The 18,142-nt window shown below is 46.2% G+C and carries 15 protein-coding genes; 10 read left to right on the forward strand and 5 right to left on the reverse strand.

Going from position 1 to position 18,142, the window contains the following annotated elements; all coding sequences use genetic code 11:
* Positions 1-200: 200 nt before the first annotated feature.
* Entirely contained in the window at positions 201-1,955 is a 1,755-nt protein-coding gene (locus tag J2T19_RS18675; RefSeq protein WP_307218330.1) for an alpha-glycosidase, read from the reverse strand.
* Between the two features lie 319 nt (positions 1,956-2,274).
* On the opposite strand from J2T19_RS18675, the gene J2T19_RS18680 reads away from it, so the two are divergent.
* The 5 genes from J2T19_RS18680 to J2T19_RS18700 all read left to right on the forward strand — a co-directional run bounded on the left by J2T19_RS18680 (position 2,275) and on the right by J2T19_RS18700 (position 6,925).
* Entirely contained in the window at positions 2,275-2,958 is a 684-nt protein-coding gene (locus tag J2T19_RS18680) for a response regulator transcription factor (protein ID WP_307218332.1), read from the forward strand.
* The gene (locus J2T19_RS18685) at positions 2,955-4,496 is read left to right on the forward strand and encodes a HAMP domain-containing sensor histidine kinase (RefSeq protein ID WP_307218334.1); all 1,542 of its coding nucleotides are present in this window, start codon (positions 2,955-2,957) and stop codon (positions 4,494-4,496) included. Before J2T19_RS18680 ends, J2T19_RS18685 begins: the two co-directional genes overlap by 4 nt.
* Positions 4,497-4,568: 72 nt before the next feature.
* A complete protein-coding gene (locus J2T19_RS18690) occupies positions 4,569-5,483 on the forward strand; it encodes an ABC transporter ATP-binding protein (RefSeq protein WP_307218336.1) in 915 nt (304 codons plus the stop codon).
* Positions 5,480-6,190, forward strand: coding sequence for an ABC transporter permease (locus J2T19_RS18695; RefSeq protein WP_307218338.1), 711 nt, complete (start codon positions 5,480-5,482; stop codon positions 6,188-6,190). Before J2T19_RS18690 ends, J2T19_RS18695 begins: the two co-directional genes overlap by 4 nt.
* Entirely contained in the window at positions 6,191-6,925 is a 735-nt protein-coding gene (locus tag J2T19_RS18700; RefSeq protein WP_307218340.1) for an ABC transporter permease, read from the forward strand.
* A gap of 147 nt (positions 6,926-7,072) precedes the next feature.
* Here J2T19_RS18700 and J2T19_RS18705 read toward each other — a convergent pair whose 3' ends face one another.
* Positions 7,073-7,636, reverse strand: a complete 564-nt coding sequence (locus J2T19_RS18705) for an acyltransferase (RefSeq protein WP_307218342.1) — start codon at positions 7,634-7,636, stop codon at positions 7,073-7,075.
* Between the two features lie 99 nt (positions 7,637-7,735).
* Positions 7,736-8,350 (reverse strand): hypothetical protein, encoded by a 615-nt coding sequence (locus tag J2T19_RS18710; protein WP_307218345.1) that lies wholly within the window; start codon positions 8,348-8,350, stop codon positions 7,736-7,738.
* 384 nt (positions 8,351-8,734) lie between these two features.
* On the opposite strand from J2T19_RS18710, the gene J2T19_RS18715 reads away from it, so the two are divergent.
* Entirely contained in the window at positions 8,735-11,437 is a 2,703-nt protein-coding gene (locus J2T19_RS18715) for a PAS domain S-box protein (RefSeq protein WP_307218347.1), read from the forward strand.
* A 93-nt stretch (positions 11,438-11,530) separates the two neighbouring features.
* Here the strand turns inward: J2T19_RS18715 and J2T19_RS18720 are convergent, their stop codons facing one another.
* Positions 11,531-12,484, reverse strand: a complete 954-nt coding sequence (locus tag J2T19_RS18720; RefSeq protein WP_307218348.1) for an L-lactate dehydrogenase — start codon at positions 12,482-12,484, stop codon at positions 11,531-11,533.
* 524 nt (positions 12,485-13,008) lie between these two features.
* Between J2T19_RS18720 and J2T19_RS18725 the strand changes: the two genes are divergently transcribed.
* From J2T19_RS18725 to J2T19_RS18740, 4 genes are all read left to right on the forward strand, one after another.
* On the forward strand, positions 13,009-13,662 hold the full coding sequence (locus J2T19_RS18725; protein ID WP_307218350.1) for a MerR family transcriptional regulator: 654 nt from the start codon (positions 13,009-13,011) through the stop codon (positions 13,660-13,662).
* 168 nt (positions 13,663-13,830) lie between these two features.
* Complete coding sequence (locus tag J2T19_RS18730) at positions 13,831-14,652, forward strand: serine/threonine protein kinase (protein ID WP_307218352.1); 822 nt, start codon at positions 13,831-13,833, stop codon at positions 14,650-14,652.
* A 691-nt stretch (positions 14,653-15,343) separates the two neighbouring features.
* Positions 15,344-16,090 carry a type I methionyl aminopeptidase gene (map, locus tag J2T19_RS18735; RefSeq protein ID WP_307218354.1) on the forward strand — a complete coding sequence of 249 codons (747 nt, stop codon included), beginning with the start codon at positions 15,344-15,346 and terminating at the stop codon, positions 16,088-16,090.
* Positions 16,091-16,325: 235 nt separating this feature from the next.
* Positions 16,326-17,339 (forward strand): NADP-dependent oxidoreductase, encoded by a 1,014-nt coding sequence (locus tag J2T19_RS18740; protein ID WP_307218357.1) that lies wholly within the window; start codon positions 16,326-16,328, stop codon positions 17,337-17,339.
* A 177-nt stretch (positions 17,340-17,516) separates the two neighbouring features.
* Here J2T19_RS18740 and J2T19_RS18745 read toward each other — a convergent pair whose 3' ends face one another.
* Positions 17,517-18,005, reverse strand: coding sequence for a CcdC family protein (locus J2T19_RS18745; RefSeq protein ID WP_307218359.1), 489 nt, complete (start codon positions 18,003-18,005; stop codon positions 17,517-17,519).
* Positions 18,006-18,142 lie beyond the last annotated feature (137 nt).

An 18,142-nucleotide genomic window follows, 5' to 3' on the forward strand; every position in this document is an offset into this window, starting at 1 on the left:
CATAGGAAGAGGCGCCTAGCAGTGTAGTAATCTTCTGCTGGCGCCTCTTTGGCGTACATGGGTTCGAAACGAAAAGCTGGCATAAGGGTAGTATTTGTACTGTGTCAAATTCGTACCGTGTGCCAATTGTAGCATCCGCCCCGTGCCGAGTGCTGACATCAATGCAAGGCTTCTGGATGAAGCTTCACACGAACTTCATATTATGCCAGAGCGATGCTTAACACCGCATATCCGTAGGCAGGAAGCTCGATCGCAAGTATGCCATCCTCTAACGCGATCCGGTGCTTCTCGCCAAACAGCTCATTCCAATCATCTGTATCCGTCTCCAGCTCAACGATGGCCGTTTCTTCTGAGCGATTGAACAAGATTAGAATGCGTTCTTCTTCATTCTGACGTTCCATGACAAGCTGGCTACCGCCTTCGCGTGCTTGTAGGAATCGAATGGTACCGTCTGCGCGTAGAGCGGGATGAGCGTGACGAAGTGCAATAAGTCTTTGATAAAAGTCGAACAGTTCGCGGTCTTGCTTCGCCTCGTCCCATTCCATACATTTGCGACAACCAGGGTCATGATCACCGTCTAGTCCAATCTCGTCTCCGTAATAGATACATGGTGCACCCATAAAACTGAATTGGAATAACGCAGCCAACTTCATCTTGCGTTGATCCCCTTCACAGAGGGTGAGCAAGCGGGGCGTGTCATGACTGTCTAACAAGTTAAAAGCGACCTCGCTCGCCTGATGAGGATAGCGTGATAATTGACGACCAATGGAATTGGCAAATTGCTCGGCATGCATTGTATTTTTGACAAAGAAATGATTGACCGCTTCGGTAAACGGATAATTCATCGATGCATCGAACTGATCGCCCTGTAGCCAAGCAGACGATTCGTTCCACACTTCGCCCAGGATGTAGGCTTCCGGATTGGCAGCCTTCACGACACGGCGGAAATCTCGCCAGAAGGCATCATCTACTTCATCAGCGACATCGAGCCGCCAGCCATCGGTACCCACCTCTTTGATCCAATATTCGGCAACCTCCAGCAAGTAGGCTTTCACCTCAGGATTCTCTGTATTCAGTTTCGGCATGTGGGCTTCGAAGCCAAAGGTCTCATAGGTGGGGATGCCGTCCTTCACATCCAGCGGAAACTCATGGACGTGGAACCAGTCCTTATACTTGGATTCTGCTCCGTTCTGCTGTACATCGACGAATGGTGCAAATGTCTTCCCAGCATGATTGAATACTGCATCTAGAACGACACGGATCTCACGTTCATGGCAGAGCTTCACAAGCCGTTTAATCGTTTCTGCATCTCCAAAATGCCGATCTACACGCATATAGTCCTCGGTGTCGTATTTATGGTTTGTTGTAGCCTCAAAGATAGGCGTAAAATAAATCGCATTAATGCCAAGCTCACTGAGATAATCGAGATGATCGATGACACCTTGCAGATCACCGCCGAAGAAATTAAACGGTGTCGGTTCGCCTCCCCAAGGCTCCACCTTCTCTGGATTAAGCTCAGGATTGCCGTTCGCGAACCGTTCGGGGAAGATCTGATAAAAGACAGCATCTTTCACCCAAGCAGGTGGCGCAAATACAGCACCTTCATGAATGTAGGGGAATTGAAACATTCGCCCCGGCTCATCCGGCTCTTCCTCTTGGAAGTCGGTTTCGGTCATCCAGATTTGTTCCGTTCCACTCTTGAGTAGGAAAGCGTATTTCAGACGGTGATAAGGAGGGCGTACTTGCCCTTCATAATAATCAAACATCGAGTCCGATGTATACTTCGTTAGGGGAATCAATTCTTTGGTTTGTTCCCAAGCGTATTTGTCCCCAGTCAAGGCATGTACCTCGGTGAGATCATTCTTTTTGGCGCGTAGACGCAGGCGAACAGTATCCTTGTCATAGGCGTAGGCCCAATTGCGTTTCGGTTGATGATAGATGGCTTCTCGCAGCATAGTAAGTATCCTCCCGTCGTAACACACAGCGTATGTTGGCATGTTGGATCGTAATCCCTCGAATGTGGCGGACTACTCTAGATGACGCAGAGCACCACTTGCTTATGTAGCATTTCCCAGGTGAGTGATTAGGTTATAATGGAATGTAGAGGGGGCGCAGTACCCCGATGTCATGAATTTGTATCCATTTTATATACTAAGCCTGCCCTAATCGTGCAGGTTCAAGAAGCAGGCATGTTGAACAATCTCTAGACACGCCTTAATGTACTTCAGATATATATTTAACCCAAAGGGTAAAGAAGGGAAACGAATCAAGCGTATGAAGCCGAAACTATTATACATTGAAGATGAAGTTGAAATTGCGACATGGGTTAGAGCAGACTTGGAAGAACGTGATTATGAGGTAATCTGGCTTGGAAGTGGTGAGGGTGCAACAGAAGCGGCAAAAGGCTGTTCTCTAATTATTCTCGATGTTATGCTTCCGGGGCTAGATGGATTTACGGTAGGACAAAGGCTTAAAAAAGAACATCCTACTATTCCGATTGTGATGCTCTCGGCCAGAACGTCGATTGATGATAAGCTGCATGGGCTTGATTTTGCCGATGATTATGTCACGAAGCCTTTTCACCCGGATGAACTAGCCGCGAGAATTGAAGTCCAACTGCGAAAGGCTGGAACGAGTATTGCTGCGGATGAAGTTGTGAAACTGGACCATCTGTCCATCTATGAGAAGGATAACCGAATTGTGAATGAGCTTACGCAGGAAGAAGTCATTCTATCCGGGAAACAGTTTCATATCTTCGCGTATCTACTCCGACACATGGGCATGATTCGAACGAAGGAGCAGATTTACGAAGCTGTCTGGAATGAACCGTATCTAGATGGGGACAAAACGTTAATGGTACATATTCGTCATCTGCGTGAGAAATTGGAGCGTGATCCAGCGAATCCGACCATCATTCAGACGATCCGTGGTGTCGGTTACCGCGTGAAGAAGCCATGACGTGGCGATTAGGCTCACGTAAGGTCAACAAGCAACAAGAGCAGAAGTCTGTGAAAAAGAAAAAGCTCCGTTTCGGACGTTCTTTAATGTCCCGGTATATGTTTCTTATTCTGGCAGCCGTGTTATTCGTGCCTGTTGTTCTTCCGATCATATCAATTGTTTACGTAGTTGTGGTAAACAGCGGCTATACCAAGGATGCACCGTATGGTGATGTTAATCATATTAGTAATCTCTGGTCTAAAGAAGCGATACAACTAGGCGAATCCACTTCAAATGAGATTGATCAACGGATGAAGCAATTACACAACAGGTACCCGAAGTCTTCCATGTATCGTGTGGATGAACGTGGGGATACGGTTTTTATGTTAGTAGGTGAGGGAGTAACGCTGTCAGAAGTGTCGTCGGGCAATGTGGTCATGAAGACGCTGAGATGGACGATGGATGACGAGAAGACCATCGTGACGCAAGTGCCAACGATGTGGGATGCGGCGAGTACGTTGCAATTTATGAAAGAAGCGACATATCGAGATCCGCTCACGGTGGTTTCTTTTATCGAAGGCGGCGATCAGGATAAGGGGAAGGGCTTCATGGTGATTGAGGTTCCTCGGTACTTGATGCAAAAACAACAAAATAACTGGCCGATGGAGCTCCTGTACTTAGGGTTATTCATGGGCATCATCTTTCTGTTCTTCATTCTGATGTCGATTCTCTTCTTCGCCCGCATTCGCAAACGGTTAGTCCGTTTACAGACGGCAATGATGGCACCGGGGAAGGAAGGCATTCCGCTACCAGTCGATATCCGAAGAGAGGATGAGATTGGTCATCTGGAAGAGTCATTCAATGATATGGTGCGTCAGCTTACGGACAGTCGGCAGCGGGAGAGAGAGGAAGAGCAGCTGCGTAAACGTCTCATTGCGGGACTTTCCCATGATCTTCGCACACCGCTGACGGTTATTCGAGGACATATGCATGCTCTGCACAAAGAGGAGCTAAGTCATAAGGGCAATAGTTCATTACTGCGAATGGAAGCCAAGATGGAGGATCTTGGTGGACTTATCGACAACATGTTATCTTACAACCTGCTGACGAGTGGAAAGTATACGTTGAAGCTGGCGGAGAAGGATATGCTGCGAATCGTAAGAGAGGCGGCTGCGGCATGGTATCCCGTATGGGAAAAGGAGCAGTTCGATATCGACATCGATCTACCGGAGGAGCCTCTACTCTGGCAGGTGGATGAACAGGGCATGCGCCGTATCCTCGATAATTTGTTCCAGAACATTGTTCGTTATGCGGCAACCGGCAAATATATAGGCATAACGACAGAACAGATTCAAGGGGTGACGGCAATACTCATTCACGACCACGGTCCAGGTATGTTGGAGGATATAGGTGCGAAGGGAACGGGGCTTGGTCTTTCCATTGTTGATCTGCTGGTTCGTGAGATGGGTCTTCGCAAGAAGGTGGAAAGTTCAGCCGAAGGGGTTCGAATCTATCTCTATAGCGGTGCAGGAATAAAAGGCGACAAGACTCATTTTTAAACTAAACTTAAACTTCAGATAACGTTGATCTTAACCTTGGCGGGTTACGATGTTATCCGAGGTGATTAAACAGTGAGTGATAACATTATTCAAACGGCTAATCTATGGAAAACATATCGGAATCGTGCAGCAGTACGTGAGCTTGACCTGAATATCAAAAAAGGGGATATCTACGGCTTCTTAGGCCCCAATGGTGCGGGCAAAACTACAACGATTCGTATGTTACTAGGCTTAATTAAGCCAACAAAAGGTGTTATTCGCATATTCGACCAAGATATTCGGAAAGATCGGATGGACATTTTACGGCGTATAGGATCACTCGTCGAGTATCCTTCGTACTATGGTCATTTAAATGCAGTAGAGAATCTGGAAGCATTGCGTCGGATTATCAATGTACCGAAGTCCAGAATTGCGGAGGTGCTCTCGATTGTAGATCTGACCCGGGATGCCAAGCGTCCAGTCAAAGGCTATTCCTTGGGGATGAAGCAACGTCTAGGTATTGCGAGTGCTCTATTGGGTGAGCCTGAGTTGCTGATCCTGGATGAGCCTACGAATGGGCTTGACCCAGCCGGTATTCAGGAGATCCGCGAGCTGATCAAACGCATGCCACTGGAGCATGGTATCACGGTTCTTGTATCCAGCCACTTGCTCAGTGAAGTGGAGCAGATGGCGAGCCGAGTCGGTATTATTCGCGAGGGTAAGATGGTGCTACAGGATACAATCGCTAATCTGCATAGTCAAACGGGTAGCTCTATTCAATTAACGGTGTCCGAGCCAGAAGATGCGATTAAGATCGCTAGAGAGCAAGGGCAGTTCGGTCAACGACAAGGTTCCGTGCTGACATTCCCGTACATGGACAATAGCGCCATCGCACTATTAGTCAGACGACTGGTTGAACAGGATCATGCCATCTATCGTGTGGAGGAACATCGCCAGTCGTTGGAACATCTGTTTATGCGGGTGATTGGTGAGGGGGCGACAGTATGACGGGGCGTGCTTTATCATCGGACTGGCTTAAGATTCGAGGCAAGGGTATCTGGTTTCTTGTATTTCTAGCTCCAATTGGTCTTACGCTCATGCAGGCGCTGAATTTTGGATTGCGATTGGATTATCTAAAGGGTATTTATGGTGGGAACCTATGGGAAGGGCTTCTAGAGAATGTGATTGTCTTTGTCCCGCTTGCGCTTATGTTAGGTGCAACCATCATCAGTTCTATGATGGCGAATGTGGAGCATGAACAGGGTTCGTGGAAGCAACTACTGGCATTACCTATATCAAGACCAGCAGTGTATTTAGCCAAGTTTATCATGACATGTGTGTTGCTTATTATTTCTTGTCTGCTGTTATCGGTTGGTATTGTCGGCCTGGGGCTGATCTTTGGGTTTGATGCAAGTGTAATTCCGTGGTTATCCGTTGTTAAATTGGGTATTCTGCCGCTGGCAGGTGCACTGCCTGTATTAGCGGTAGAATTATGGCTCACCATGGTTTCCAAGAATCAAGCGTTACCCGTAACGTTTGGTATTGTTCTTGCAGTAACAGGAATGTTTGCACTGACCATCTCACCACATTTTCCACTTGCTTGGTCGATGATGGCATGGAAAGGCTCCTGGATCTATCCCGTGTTGGGCATTGGTGTAGGTGTTGTAATTATGCTGATGGGCATGGTGCATTTCAGTCGGAAGGATGTGGCGTAGATGGGCTTTGCAACAACCTATTTCCGAATCCTATCTTCTGAACGGTTGAAAATGGGTAAATCACCCATCTGGCTTCTAATTCTGCTGAGCCCGTTAATCGCGCTGCTCATCGGTCTGCTGGCAACGCCTTCGGGGCAATGGAAAGTGCTTATGAATACGATGGTACTCCTGCACGGACTGCTGCTACTCCCGATTCTGACCGGTGTATTTACTTCCTTCGTCTGTCGATTCGAACATGCGGGCGGAGGGTGGAAGCAGATGTTGGTCCTGCCACTCACGCGTACTGGTGTGTATGCTGCCAAACTTACGATTGTGCTGTTACTTCTTGCAGGTACACAAGTGTTGCTATTTGCCGCCATTATGTTAGCGGGTATGGTTCATGGCATTACTGAACCAATCCCTTGGGAGTTGATTGGGGGTAAGTTATCCCTTGGACTGTTCGCCTGTATACCACTGGCTGCGCTACAACTGCTGGTTTCCTTGATCTGGAGTAGCTTCGCCGCACCACTAGCGTTGAACTTTGCTCTGACAGTACCCAATATTCTGATCGTGAACTCGGTGACATTTGGGCCATATTATCCCTGGGCACAGCCGGTCATCCTTATGGCACCGATGGAGGGTGGGGGATTTGGAGTTTACAACGTTCCGCTGGAAACGATGCTGACGGTTGTTGGTGGAAGTGCCGTTCTTTTTATTCTCGCAGGTATTCTCTATTTCAAGAAAAAAGAGATCTGATGGAGTGTGCTCTCTTGCTCCTTCTTGGTATATATAATGAAAAAAAAGCGATATCAATTCAAATCCCCTTCAAGCACAGCATGCAGACATGATCTGCGTGATGCTTGAAGGGGATCTTTTTTTCATTTTATAGCACGAGTTTATTTTCTATCTTCTAATCCATCCGTCATGGATGGTGAGTTCCCGAATGACTTTGGCGGGTGCTCCGGCCACAAGGGTGTTATCAGGCACATCTTTGGTGACGGTGCTTCCGGCAGCAACCACGGCATTTTTACCAATGGTTACGCCAGGAAGAATGAGAGCCCCTGTTCCAATCCAGGCATTATCCTGAATTGTAATCCGCTGTGCCATTTCGCTCCCATCATCCAGAGAATCAATTCGGTGATATGCACTATCGAATATACTTGTGCGTGGCCCAATCATTACATTGTTACCAATGACAACCTCAATATTGGCCGCTATTCCTACACCTGCGTTAATTAGCACATCGTCACCAATCGTTAGACGTGCTCCTTTGACGACCGTGAGCTGGGTTCCCCAAGGTTTCCCGATAATGTTAAGTCGTTTGCCTACCTGTAGTTCTCCCGATCTGTTTAAATACACTTTGCCTCTTATTCTCGGCAGTAATCCAAGTGTAGGTTGTATTTTTCCGAACACAGCCCATCCCCGCATCTTACCATACGCAATCTTCACCCTGTTCGGAAATACCATGTTGATTTTCATCCCTTCTGGAGGTTTATCAAAAAGTCTACTTTGGATTACGAAATATGCCTAATGGCATGATTGTCAGACCTAAATTGAATTCTAAGCTTAGGCAGGTACTTCTCCTGTTGTGCTGCGCTCCACCTGAACAGGAGTAGCACTTCGTCCCTTCCTAATCTGACCGACCACGTATTTTCCAACGCGAACGGGATTGAGTAAATACACAGGGATGATGGAGAAAGTGAGAGCGCCAAGGAACAGAACAGGAATCGTGAAATAACCTAATGATAAGGAAGCAGCTTGTAGCAACTGTGCCATCAGATGAAGATTGAACCAGTGAACAAGATAGATCCCGAAGGAGTAATCACTGATGAGCAGTAAGCTTCGTGGAACGCGTTGAAGCCGGCTTGCGAATTGATATAGTCCGAAGAAGAAAAAGGTCGTGAGCAAGAGCATATCAATCCGTTTGGAATCAGAGACAGGAAGGACTTCGCTATGGTACAAGAATAAAGCGATATTAATGATGAATGAGACTGTAATTACAGTTAGGGGGTTCCATTGGCCGAGATGTCTTTTGAATAGGTGGAACAGTATGTAGAATTGAAAGATAATCACTACGAAGTATCCGTGGAATCCTGCTAGGAAGATATGTTGGAACAGTACGCTAGGTAGGCTCGCGAAGCTCCGATTCTCGGCATCAATGTGAGTACGATGGCTAGACATGAGATACTTCGGAGAAAGTAAATTTCAAATAATTTCTCTTTTTTCACTGACATATGCACATCCTTTTTTTGTATCCATTATAACTTGTTTGATACAAAATGTATCGTTAATTTTGTATAAGTTTGGAACAATCTTTTCTTGAGCAATGAACGTCTGTATATAAAATGATACTGCATTGAATGAGTTTCCATTTTTTACAGAGAGAGATTTTGAGAATTTAAGACGAGATATTAATTCAAAAAATACTGGAATCTGTTAAAATATAAAAAGTTGTTTCTAGTCGTGTTCACATGGTTATTCGAGGGTAAGCCTAGTTATAACCAAATTGTTGTTAGTCGTTGTTATAAGAAGCTTTAGCTAAGAAAAGAGGGGTAAGCCTTGGGAATGAATAAAACGGAAACCCTAAAACGAATTATTTCTGAGGGAAGTTCACACCAATCCTTGTTTTTTAACCACCCGGATGCCATCTATGTTATGGATATCCATGGAAACTATATTGATGCTAATCCCTCTGTTGAGCGGATTTCAGGGCACACACTTGAAGACTTAATTCGGATGAACCGGGAACATCTCTGTCCACCGGATAGCGAGAAATCACGTCAAAAATGTATTGATGAAGTGGTGGCTGGACATTCAGTCAGTAACTCTCTCAAGTTCTATCATAGAGATGGCTCACTGAGACAGGCGAATATTACCTATGTGCCGATCACGGCAGAAGGGGAAGTCGTGGGCATATATGGCATTGCCAAGGATGTGACCGAGATTATTGAAGTGGAGCGTAAGCTTCAAGAGACACAAGAAAAGTATCAGATTCTGGCTGAACATGCACAGGATCTTATCACGAAATGTTCGCTAGATGGAGAGTTGTTGTATGTGTCTCCCTCGGTGTATCCTTTGCTGGGTTATCGACCAGAAGAGGTGACGGGTAAGTCCTTCAAAGACTACTGTTATCCAGGTGATTACCCTGATCCATTAGATGTATCCGTAATCGGCAATGGATGTAAGATGCGTGTTATGCATAAAAATGGGCACTACATCTGGATGGAAACGTTGGCGAAGCCTGTATCAGGCAGAGAAGGTGAAGATACGCAGGTTGTGAGTATCAGCCGAGATATCACACAGCATAAGGATGCAGATCGACGCTTAAGAGAGAGTCGTCAGCGGTACAAATCATTATTTGAGCATACCCCGGCGGCTGTATATTCGCTGGATCTGGAAGGTAGATATAGTTCGGTTAACCGTAATCTTGTTCAATTACTCAATATTCCGCGTAGTGAATTGATTGGGCGCTCCTTTCTGAACAATCTAGATAAAAGTGAAGTGCAGAGTGGTAAGACCTACTTTGAACAAGTAAAGCAGGGGAAACCACAGCACTATGAGACCTGTGTCGTAAATGCTAGGGGCAGGAAGATTGATGTATCAATCATGAATGTGCCTATTATTGTGGATCAGGAATTGGTCGGAGTATACGGTATATTATCTGACATTACAGAGCGGAAGGATTATACGGAACGAATTCAAGAGCTCAGCAAGCAGCATACGCTGATTCTGAATTCGGTTACCGAAGGTATCTATGGTCTAGATGCAGACGGGATTACAATGTTCATGAATCCCGCAGCAGCATCCATGTTCGGTTATGAAGTCAAGGAGCTTGTGGGTAAAAGCTCGCACCCGATCATGCACCATTCTCGTGCAGATGGAAGTTATTTCCCGGTAGAAGAGTGTCCTATCCATATGACTGTAATGGATGGACAGAGGCGCTTGATCAAAGAGGATGTGTTCTGGCGTAAGGATGGCAGTAGTTTCTTGGTGGAATACCAGGTGACGCCGATTATAGATCAAGGTCAAATTCAAGGAGCTGTTGTTGTATTCAACGATGTCACTGGTGAACGTGAAATTGTACGTGCCAAGGAGACAGCTGAATTAGCGGCGCAGGCTAAGTCTGAATTCCTCTCTATGGTGAGCCATGAGATTCGTACACCGATGAACGGGATCGTTGGTATGACAGAGCTTCTCATCGGAACAGATCTGTCTGAGGAACAACGTGAGTATGCCCAGATTATTCAAGAGAGCGGCGACGCATTGCTGAATATTCTTAATGATATATTGGATTTCAGTAAGCTGGAATCGGGCAAGATGGCGCTAGCCTACGAACCTTTCTCGCTACGCAAAATGTTAGAACAGGTGGCGGAGCTGTTCAAGTCTCGAGCCGATGAGAAGCAACTGAAAATCAGATATCGCCTCAATCCTAGCATCCCGGAATTCATGGTTGGTGATGCGATGCGGATTAGACAGATTCTCGTGAACCTTGTTAGTAATGCACTCAAGTTCACGGATCAGGGAAGTATTGATGTCACGGTAGACATTATTAAGGGTCGCAGACCTGAATCCAGCGTGCTTGATTTTGCTGTAAAGGATACAGGTATCGGTATTCCGGCAGATAAGCTGGATCAGTTGTTCCAGTCGTTCTCCCAATTGCATCCGGTCATTAACCGGAAGTATGGAGGTACGGGGCTTGGACTCGTTATCTCGAAACGCCTTGTCGAGATTATGGGTGGTAGCATCAGTGTAGAGAGTGAGGAAGCAGAAGGTTCCACATTCCGGTTCGCCGTCCCTGCTACAAGTATCGATGTACCGCAAGAGGAAGCTGCCCGACAATTCTCACATGATCGTACACGTCAAGGTGATAAGATACCGATCAGTATACTGGTTGCTGAGGATCATCCGGTGAATCGGAAGATTCTAACTGAATATCTAGAGAAGCTTGGATACACACCGGATGTATGTACCAATGGTGTTGAAGCGATCGAGGCTATATCTCAGAAAACTTACGATATTGTACTCATGGACATTCAAATGCCTGTTATGGATGGGCTTAAGGCGACAGACCTTGTACACCGATTGATTCCACAAGATCGCATTCCAACGATTATTGCGGTCACGGGCAATTCGAAACGGGAGGATAAGGAGGCTTGCCTAGAGATGGGTATGCGCGACTTCATCAGCAAGCCCGTTATGCTTAGTGAGTTGAAAAGGGTGCTCCAGCAATGGGGGCCGGCCGATCAGCCGCAGCTTGCACCTAATTAATTGAGATCAATAGATATGTATGCAAATAAAGACGCCAGTAATCATCCCTCTCGGGAATGGTCACTGGCGTCTTTGAGTTCGTTATACACCAAGTTACACCATGGTAAGGCGATCTATACTTCCGGATAACACTGCGCAGGAGCGTTCGAATTTCTCGCGTTCAGTTGCATCCAGATTCAATTCAATGATCTCTTGGATGCCATTGCCACCGATAATCGCGGGAACGCCCGCACAGACATTGTTCTGTCCATACTCTCCTTCTAGGATCGCGGAGACGGCGATGATCTTATGCTCGTCATTGAGGATGGAGCGTGTAATATAAGCAAGGGCATTACCGATGCCAAACTGGGTGGAGCCTTTACGAGTGAATATCTCCCAGCCAGCGTCCTTCGTTTTACGAGCGATATCTTCCAGATCAAGATGTTTGAACCGATCCTTGTGCTGCTCCATGATGTGCAGGATCGGCTTGCCACCAATGGTAACGTGAGACCAAGCGACAAACTGGGATTCTCCATGCTCACCCAGAGCATAGCCGTGCACACTGCGAGGATCAATGGAGAAGACTTCGGACAATAGTGTTTTGAGTCTGGAGGAATCAATGGAAGTTCCTGTGCCGATGACGCGTTCACGCGGAAGACCGGACAGCTTCCACACCATATAAGTTACTATGTCAACTGGATTCGCTGCGACGACAAAAATCCCGCTAAAACCACTTTCCATGATCGGCACAACAATATCTTTGGCAATGGATTCTGCTTCTTCTAGAATATCAAGACGTGTCTGACCAGGCTTAGGGTTCGCCCCAGCCGTAAGCACGATTACGTCCATACTGCCACAGTCAGCATAAGTACCTGCGTATACTTTGGTGCGATTATGTGTGAAGTCCATACAATGGGAAAAATCTAAAGCCTGCGCTACAGCGCGATCGTATGTCCGATCGACCATCATAATTTCCCTACAGATCGACTGATTAATCATGGAATATGCACAACTAGAACCAACAAGACCTGCCCCGATCACCGCTACTTTACCTGATTTGCCTAACACAGCCGTTCATCCCCCGTATCCTTTTGATTTTTCCGATTATTTTTAGTCCTATGTTAAGTATTGTCCTATAATTTATGCTGAGAATGACTCCTACGTTACATAAGATAACACATAAAAAAGCGAGACAGCAATGATATCCGTTATCGCGGGAGCGTATTGGAGCAATGGAGTTAACAAAATTGACATGAATAGTAGTGCCTCCAAAATTTTGACGGCATTTGCATGGATCGCATTCGACACGACACCATTCTTGTAGGTTGTCGGATCATCAGGGATTTATGCGAAAAGGTGGTCTGACAAAAGTTCTTATGAATCCACAGAAACAGAACTAAAGCGTCAAAGGGATCACAAGCAGAACTGACGAATACATAAGGGCAAGCGAATCATAATGCAGTACATGTGTAGGTATTGTGCATGTATATGCAGCGTAGACAAGTTGCCCCGATCCGATGGTTGTTACACAAGGTAGATGCTGAAGTCACGACCTTGAATTACAAAAGACTTCATTCCGGGAGGGAATAATGATGATTGAAGAAGTAGGAGCAACGACGGAAACGGCTAAGAGTCTGGGCATTGGAGCCAGTACACTTCGAAAATATGCAGCAGCACTTGAGGAGCAGGGCTACCGGTTTGAACGCTCTGCCAACAAATCTAGACTGTTTCGATCCGAGGATGTGGAATGCATCGAGCGGCTGATGACGGAGCTTAGAGAACATAATTTGCCCTTGGTGGATGCTGTGGTCACCGTTCTATCTCCAGAAGCATCCACAGTTGAAATAGGTGATACGTCAGAAAGCGAATGCGCGGCAACGATTATGCCTGCGTTATTCCCGGAAGAAGCTGAGCTGCCGAATAGCTTGAGATCATATGAGGGATTAGGACAATTAGTGACTGAAGTGACAGCTGGTGCAGTGACGCCGCAGGATGATCGAGTACAGCAGCTACAGCACCGAGTGGATGAATTAGAATTAACCCTGAAGCATCTTGCCGATACGCATCAGGCTCTGGAAGAGCAGATGGAGAAGCAGCGTGTATGGATGAATGAAAAGTTGGAGGAAGAGCGCGACCGTGAATTGGTGACCAATTTACGCAGTTACCAGGGAAGAAAGCGCAAGCCAAAGGGAACAACCCTCCGTATGTTATTTGGTCTGTTGCCGAAGAAGCATAAAGAGGCGTAAAGAGGAATAAGAGTGCATAAAGCATCTGTCCACTGCTGTTCGTGCTATGATTGCCCATCGCCCTACTGTTATAATAAGTTCCATAACAACAAGAAAATCAGCAAACGAATCTTGCTCTACATGATCATGATGGAGTGGTAGCAGTCGTATGCTAGTGGGGGAGAACGAGTGGAGCTGCAACGAAGCTGGCAAAGACTGTTGGGACTGTGGACAGATCGACCCTTGCCAAAGGGGGCAATAATAGCAGAAAGATACACGATTTGTGAATTGCTTGGTATGGGAAGTTACGGACTGACATACCTCTGTATAGATGAACAAACAGGAGATGAGGTTGCGTTAAAAGGTTCGAAGCCCAGCAAAGGTAAGTTATCCGCCCGACTGCTGAGTAGAGAAGCAGATGTGATGAGCCGGCTGCGGCACCCGGCGATTCCTAGGATTTTGAATGCATTTATATATAAGGGAAGAAGTTACATCGCCATAGAATATATTCGGGGTGAGACGCTGGAGACGTATATCTTCGAACAGAGCCAGCGATATAGCGAACGAGAATGTATTGAACTGGCGAGCCAATTATTATCTCCAATCGCTCATGTTCATCAGCAAGGCTATATCCATGGGGATGTACGGATTCCCAACGTGATTATGAAGGATGGGCACTTGCATCTCATTGATTTTGGCCTGGCGCGGCAAATGGGGGAGCCGTTGTTGCCGGAGCTGAAACGGCGTATGCGCGAACTGCCCGCACCTGAAGATGAACCTGCAACGGCTGATCAGGATTTGCAGGATCTCGGTCATTTTCTTCTGTTTATGCTGTACTCCGCCTATGAACCGGAGAAAGGGAAAGCACCTGCAAGTTGGCAGGAGGAACTGGATCTTCAGCCGGATCTGGTCATTATGCTGGAGAGATTGCTGGGGCTTAGACCTGGGTATGAGGCGGGGGCATCCGAGTTGCAAGCTGAGATGCAGCGAATTCTGCCCAAGCTACATTGATGAGCATAACATCGCATATAGGCGAAGATGGTGATGAATGACCTCTGTAAACATCATGGCGGAGGTCATTTTTGTTGTCTATTTCTATGAATACATAACGCAATATACAAAGGGTATCATGCTGGCATGATAATATCACCAGCATGATACCCTTTTATTCGTTAGCACAACATTCCAAATTAGTTTTACGACCCCGACGTGGAGTTCTATTGTGTATATTGCTATAGTCTTATGGAGTGCTGCTTGATTAGCTAGAGCTGTACTTTCTGCTCTTATAGTAACCAGAGCCATGACGGCTATCCCGGTATTTCATATCTGATGAGGAGTGGCGTCTATAGGAACGTTTCCCTGATGAACTGCTGTAACGTTTATAGGAGCGTCGTTTGTCAGAAGAGCTGTAGCGCCTTCGGTGTGATGAAGATTTGGAGTCGAGAAGTTTGCCAAGAATCTTTTTGAGCATGAGTTTTCATCCTTTCGTCTTCCATCGTTTTTAGCATATACGCACAGCCGAGGAAGAGGGTTTCGGGTTTCTTCAGAAAAATGTATTCATACAGATTGAGCCAGGCGTATAATAGATTGTTGGTGTTTTCACGGTTATGTACAGGGTTACTTATACGGAATTTTTTATTTTGAGTGTTTCGCGTTACAATAGAAGACAAGGGAAGATCTTAACGGACAAGGAGAAGTCGGAATGATTACATTGAAAACAAAAGAGCAGATTGAACAGATGAAAAAAGCAGGTGAGATTCTTGCCGCATGCCATAGAGAAATAGCGAAAATGATCCGTCCAGGGATCACAACGCAGGAGATTGACCAATTTGCAGAAGCTTTTATGAAGAAAAATGGCGCAACACCGGAGCAAAAAGGGTATAACGGATACCAATTTGCGACATGTGCTTCAGTAAACGACGTAATCTGCCATGGTTTTCCCGGGAAATATGTGTTGCAGGACGGCGATATCGTAACGATTGATATGGTCGTGAATTTGAACGGCTGGCTCGCTGATTCAGCATGGTCTTATGCAGTAGGGCAAGTTACGCCAGAAGCACAACATCTGTTAGAGGTGACCAAGAACTCGCTCTATAAAGGCATTGAACTCGCTGTAGTCGGCAACCGAATCGGTGATATCTCACATGCGATCCAAACGTATGCTGAAGGCGAAGGGCTGTCGGTTGTTCGTGAGTTTATCGGGCATGGCATTGGCGAGAAAATGCATGAAGAGCCGCAGGTGCCTCATTATGGTCCGCCTCATCGTGGACCACGACTCAAAGAAGGTATGGTCATTACCATTGAGCCTATGTTGAACATCGGTACGTTCCGTAGTAAGCTTGATTCAGATGGTTGGACGGCGCGTACAATGGATGGAAGCTTGTCTGCTCAATATGAGCACACCATTGCGATTACAGCAGATGGTCCAGTGATTCTGACGGCTCAATAAGGTAGTATGGCTGAGACTCAATCACTATAATTTTAGTCATTTCAAGGCGGCCCACGTTTGTGATCCGCCTGTTTCGGTTTAAAATATAAGAGTGTGTTCAAAAAGTCCTGTTTTCAGTACTGTGGACGATTTGAACCAATTTCTATGAAGTGGCAATAACATATCGTGCTGGTGGTAGAGTATGAGCGTAAGCGAGAGTTCATTCTGATCCACTGGTTACAAGGAGGTCATTAAGATGTCTGAAAATGAACAGATCGTACTTGCATCTCGTCCGGAAGGTGCACCATCCCGTGACAATTTTCAATTTATAAATACACCACTTCCTGAACCGGAAGCAGGACAGGTTCTGGTTCGTACATTATATTTGTCGGTTGATCCGTATATGCGAGGCCGGATGAAGGATACGAAGTCCTATTCGCCACCGTATGCGCTGAACGAAGTGATTAAAGGTGGAGCCATTGGTCAAGTGGTGGAATCCTCGGAGCCTAATCTGCGCAAGGGTGACCTTGTGACGGGAATGTGGGGCTGGCAACGTTACGCGGCAGTTAATACGGGAGATCTTTCACTGATCGATACCGAAGAAGCTCCATTGACTGCATATTTGGGCGCGGTTGGTCTTACGGGGCTAACAGCATATTTCGGAATGGAGGATATCGGTAAACCTAAGGAAGGCGAGACTGTCGTTGTATCCGGCGCAGCAGGTGCTGTAGGAATGATCGCAGGACAGATTGCCAAGATCGTAGGCGCTCGTGTTGTAGGTATTGCTGGTTCTGATGAGAAATGTGCATACCTCAAAGACAAATTGGGATTCGACGTGGTATTGAATTACAAACAAGAGAGCGATATGTCTGCTGCCATCGAACGGGTATGTCCGGATGGCGTAGATGTATATTTTGATAATGTCGGCGGCGAAATTTCCGATGCGGTGTTACGCCACATTAACCGAAATGCACGTATTCCATTGTGTGGGCAGATCTCTTCCTATAACTTGGAAAAGCCAGATATCGGTATGCGTCCGCAGACCCTGCTGTTAACCAATACAGCACTGATGAAGGGATTCCTTTTGGGAGACTACGCCAAGTCCTTTAAGGAAGGTCGTGTGAAGTTAGCCAAATGGATCAAAGCAGGTCATATTCAATATGAGGAAAATATTGTGGAAGGTTTCGAACAGACACCTGAAGCATTCATGGGTCTCTTCTCAGGGGATAACCTAGGTAAACAACTGGTGAAGGTTGCCGATCCGGAGTAAAGATAGATGAAATGATGAAATAAAGTGTACTATTATATGGGTTCTATGGCTGAATTCCACTGGAACGCAGCCCTATAGAATGCCTACCTCAAAAAAAGACACGTTCTTCCGCATAGCCATGCAGAAAACGTGTCTTTGGTGTGTTTGTATGCGTGAATAGAGCGGAGCAGAGAGAGTCTAGGCTTCCTCTGCACTAATCACTTCTTTATAGTGCTTGTACATGTACACACGCCAGCGGACGATCATACCGAAGGCGAGCAGGAAGAAGAGTCCACCTGTCTGTGGAATGGATACATAACGCTGGATGACTTCATGCAATATGAGCCGCACAGCGAGCAGTCCAAGCAGGATAAAAGCGAAACTGCGCGAACGCGTTGCGAATATTTCACCGTTAATCCGCTCAAAGCGAGTACTGCGAATAAGCGGATACGAGAAGATAAACCAACCAACAAGCAGTGCAATGGCTGCCCACAGCAACGGAACATGCGTTTCAGGAACGACAAACATGAGGAACCCTGTACTCATTCCGAGTGGAGGGATCAGAATTTTACGAATAGTGACTGGGCGATGACTGGCTTTCATTCGAATGAAAATGGCAAGCAGCGCCATGATGAGCATCCCTACAGTTGCACCGATCTGAAGGTAAAATGGACTAATTTGAGCCACGAAGATATCCCTCTTTCTGGAATAATATATTGCTGAATCCATTCAAATCATGATGTGAAGTCTCAGAATTTTCTTTCCCTATTATATCATAAACGTAGTTTGCCGATAGAATGCTTAGTAAGCATTTTCACCGTATC

The organism is Paenibacillus tundrae (assembly GCF_030812775.1).
Lineage (GTDB): Bacteria > Bacillota > Bacilli > Paenibacillales > Paenibacillaceae > Paenibacillus > Paenibacillus tundrae_A.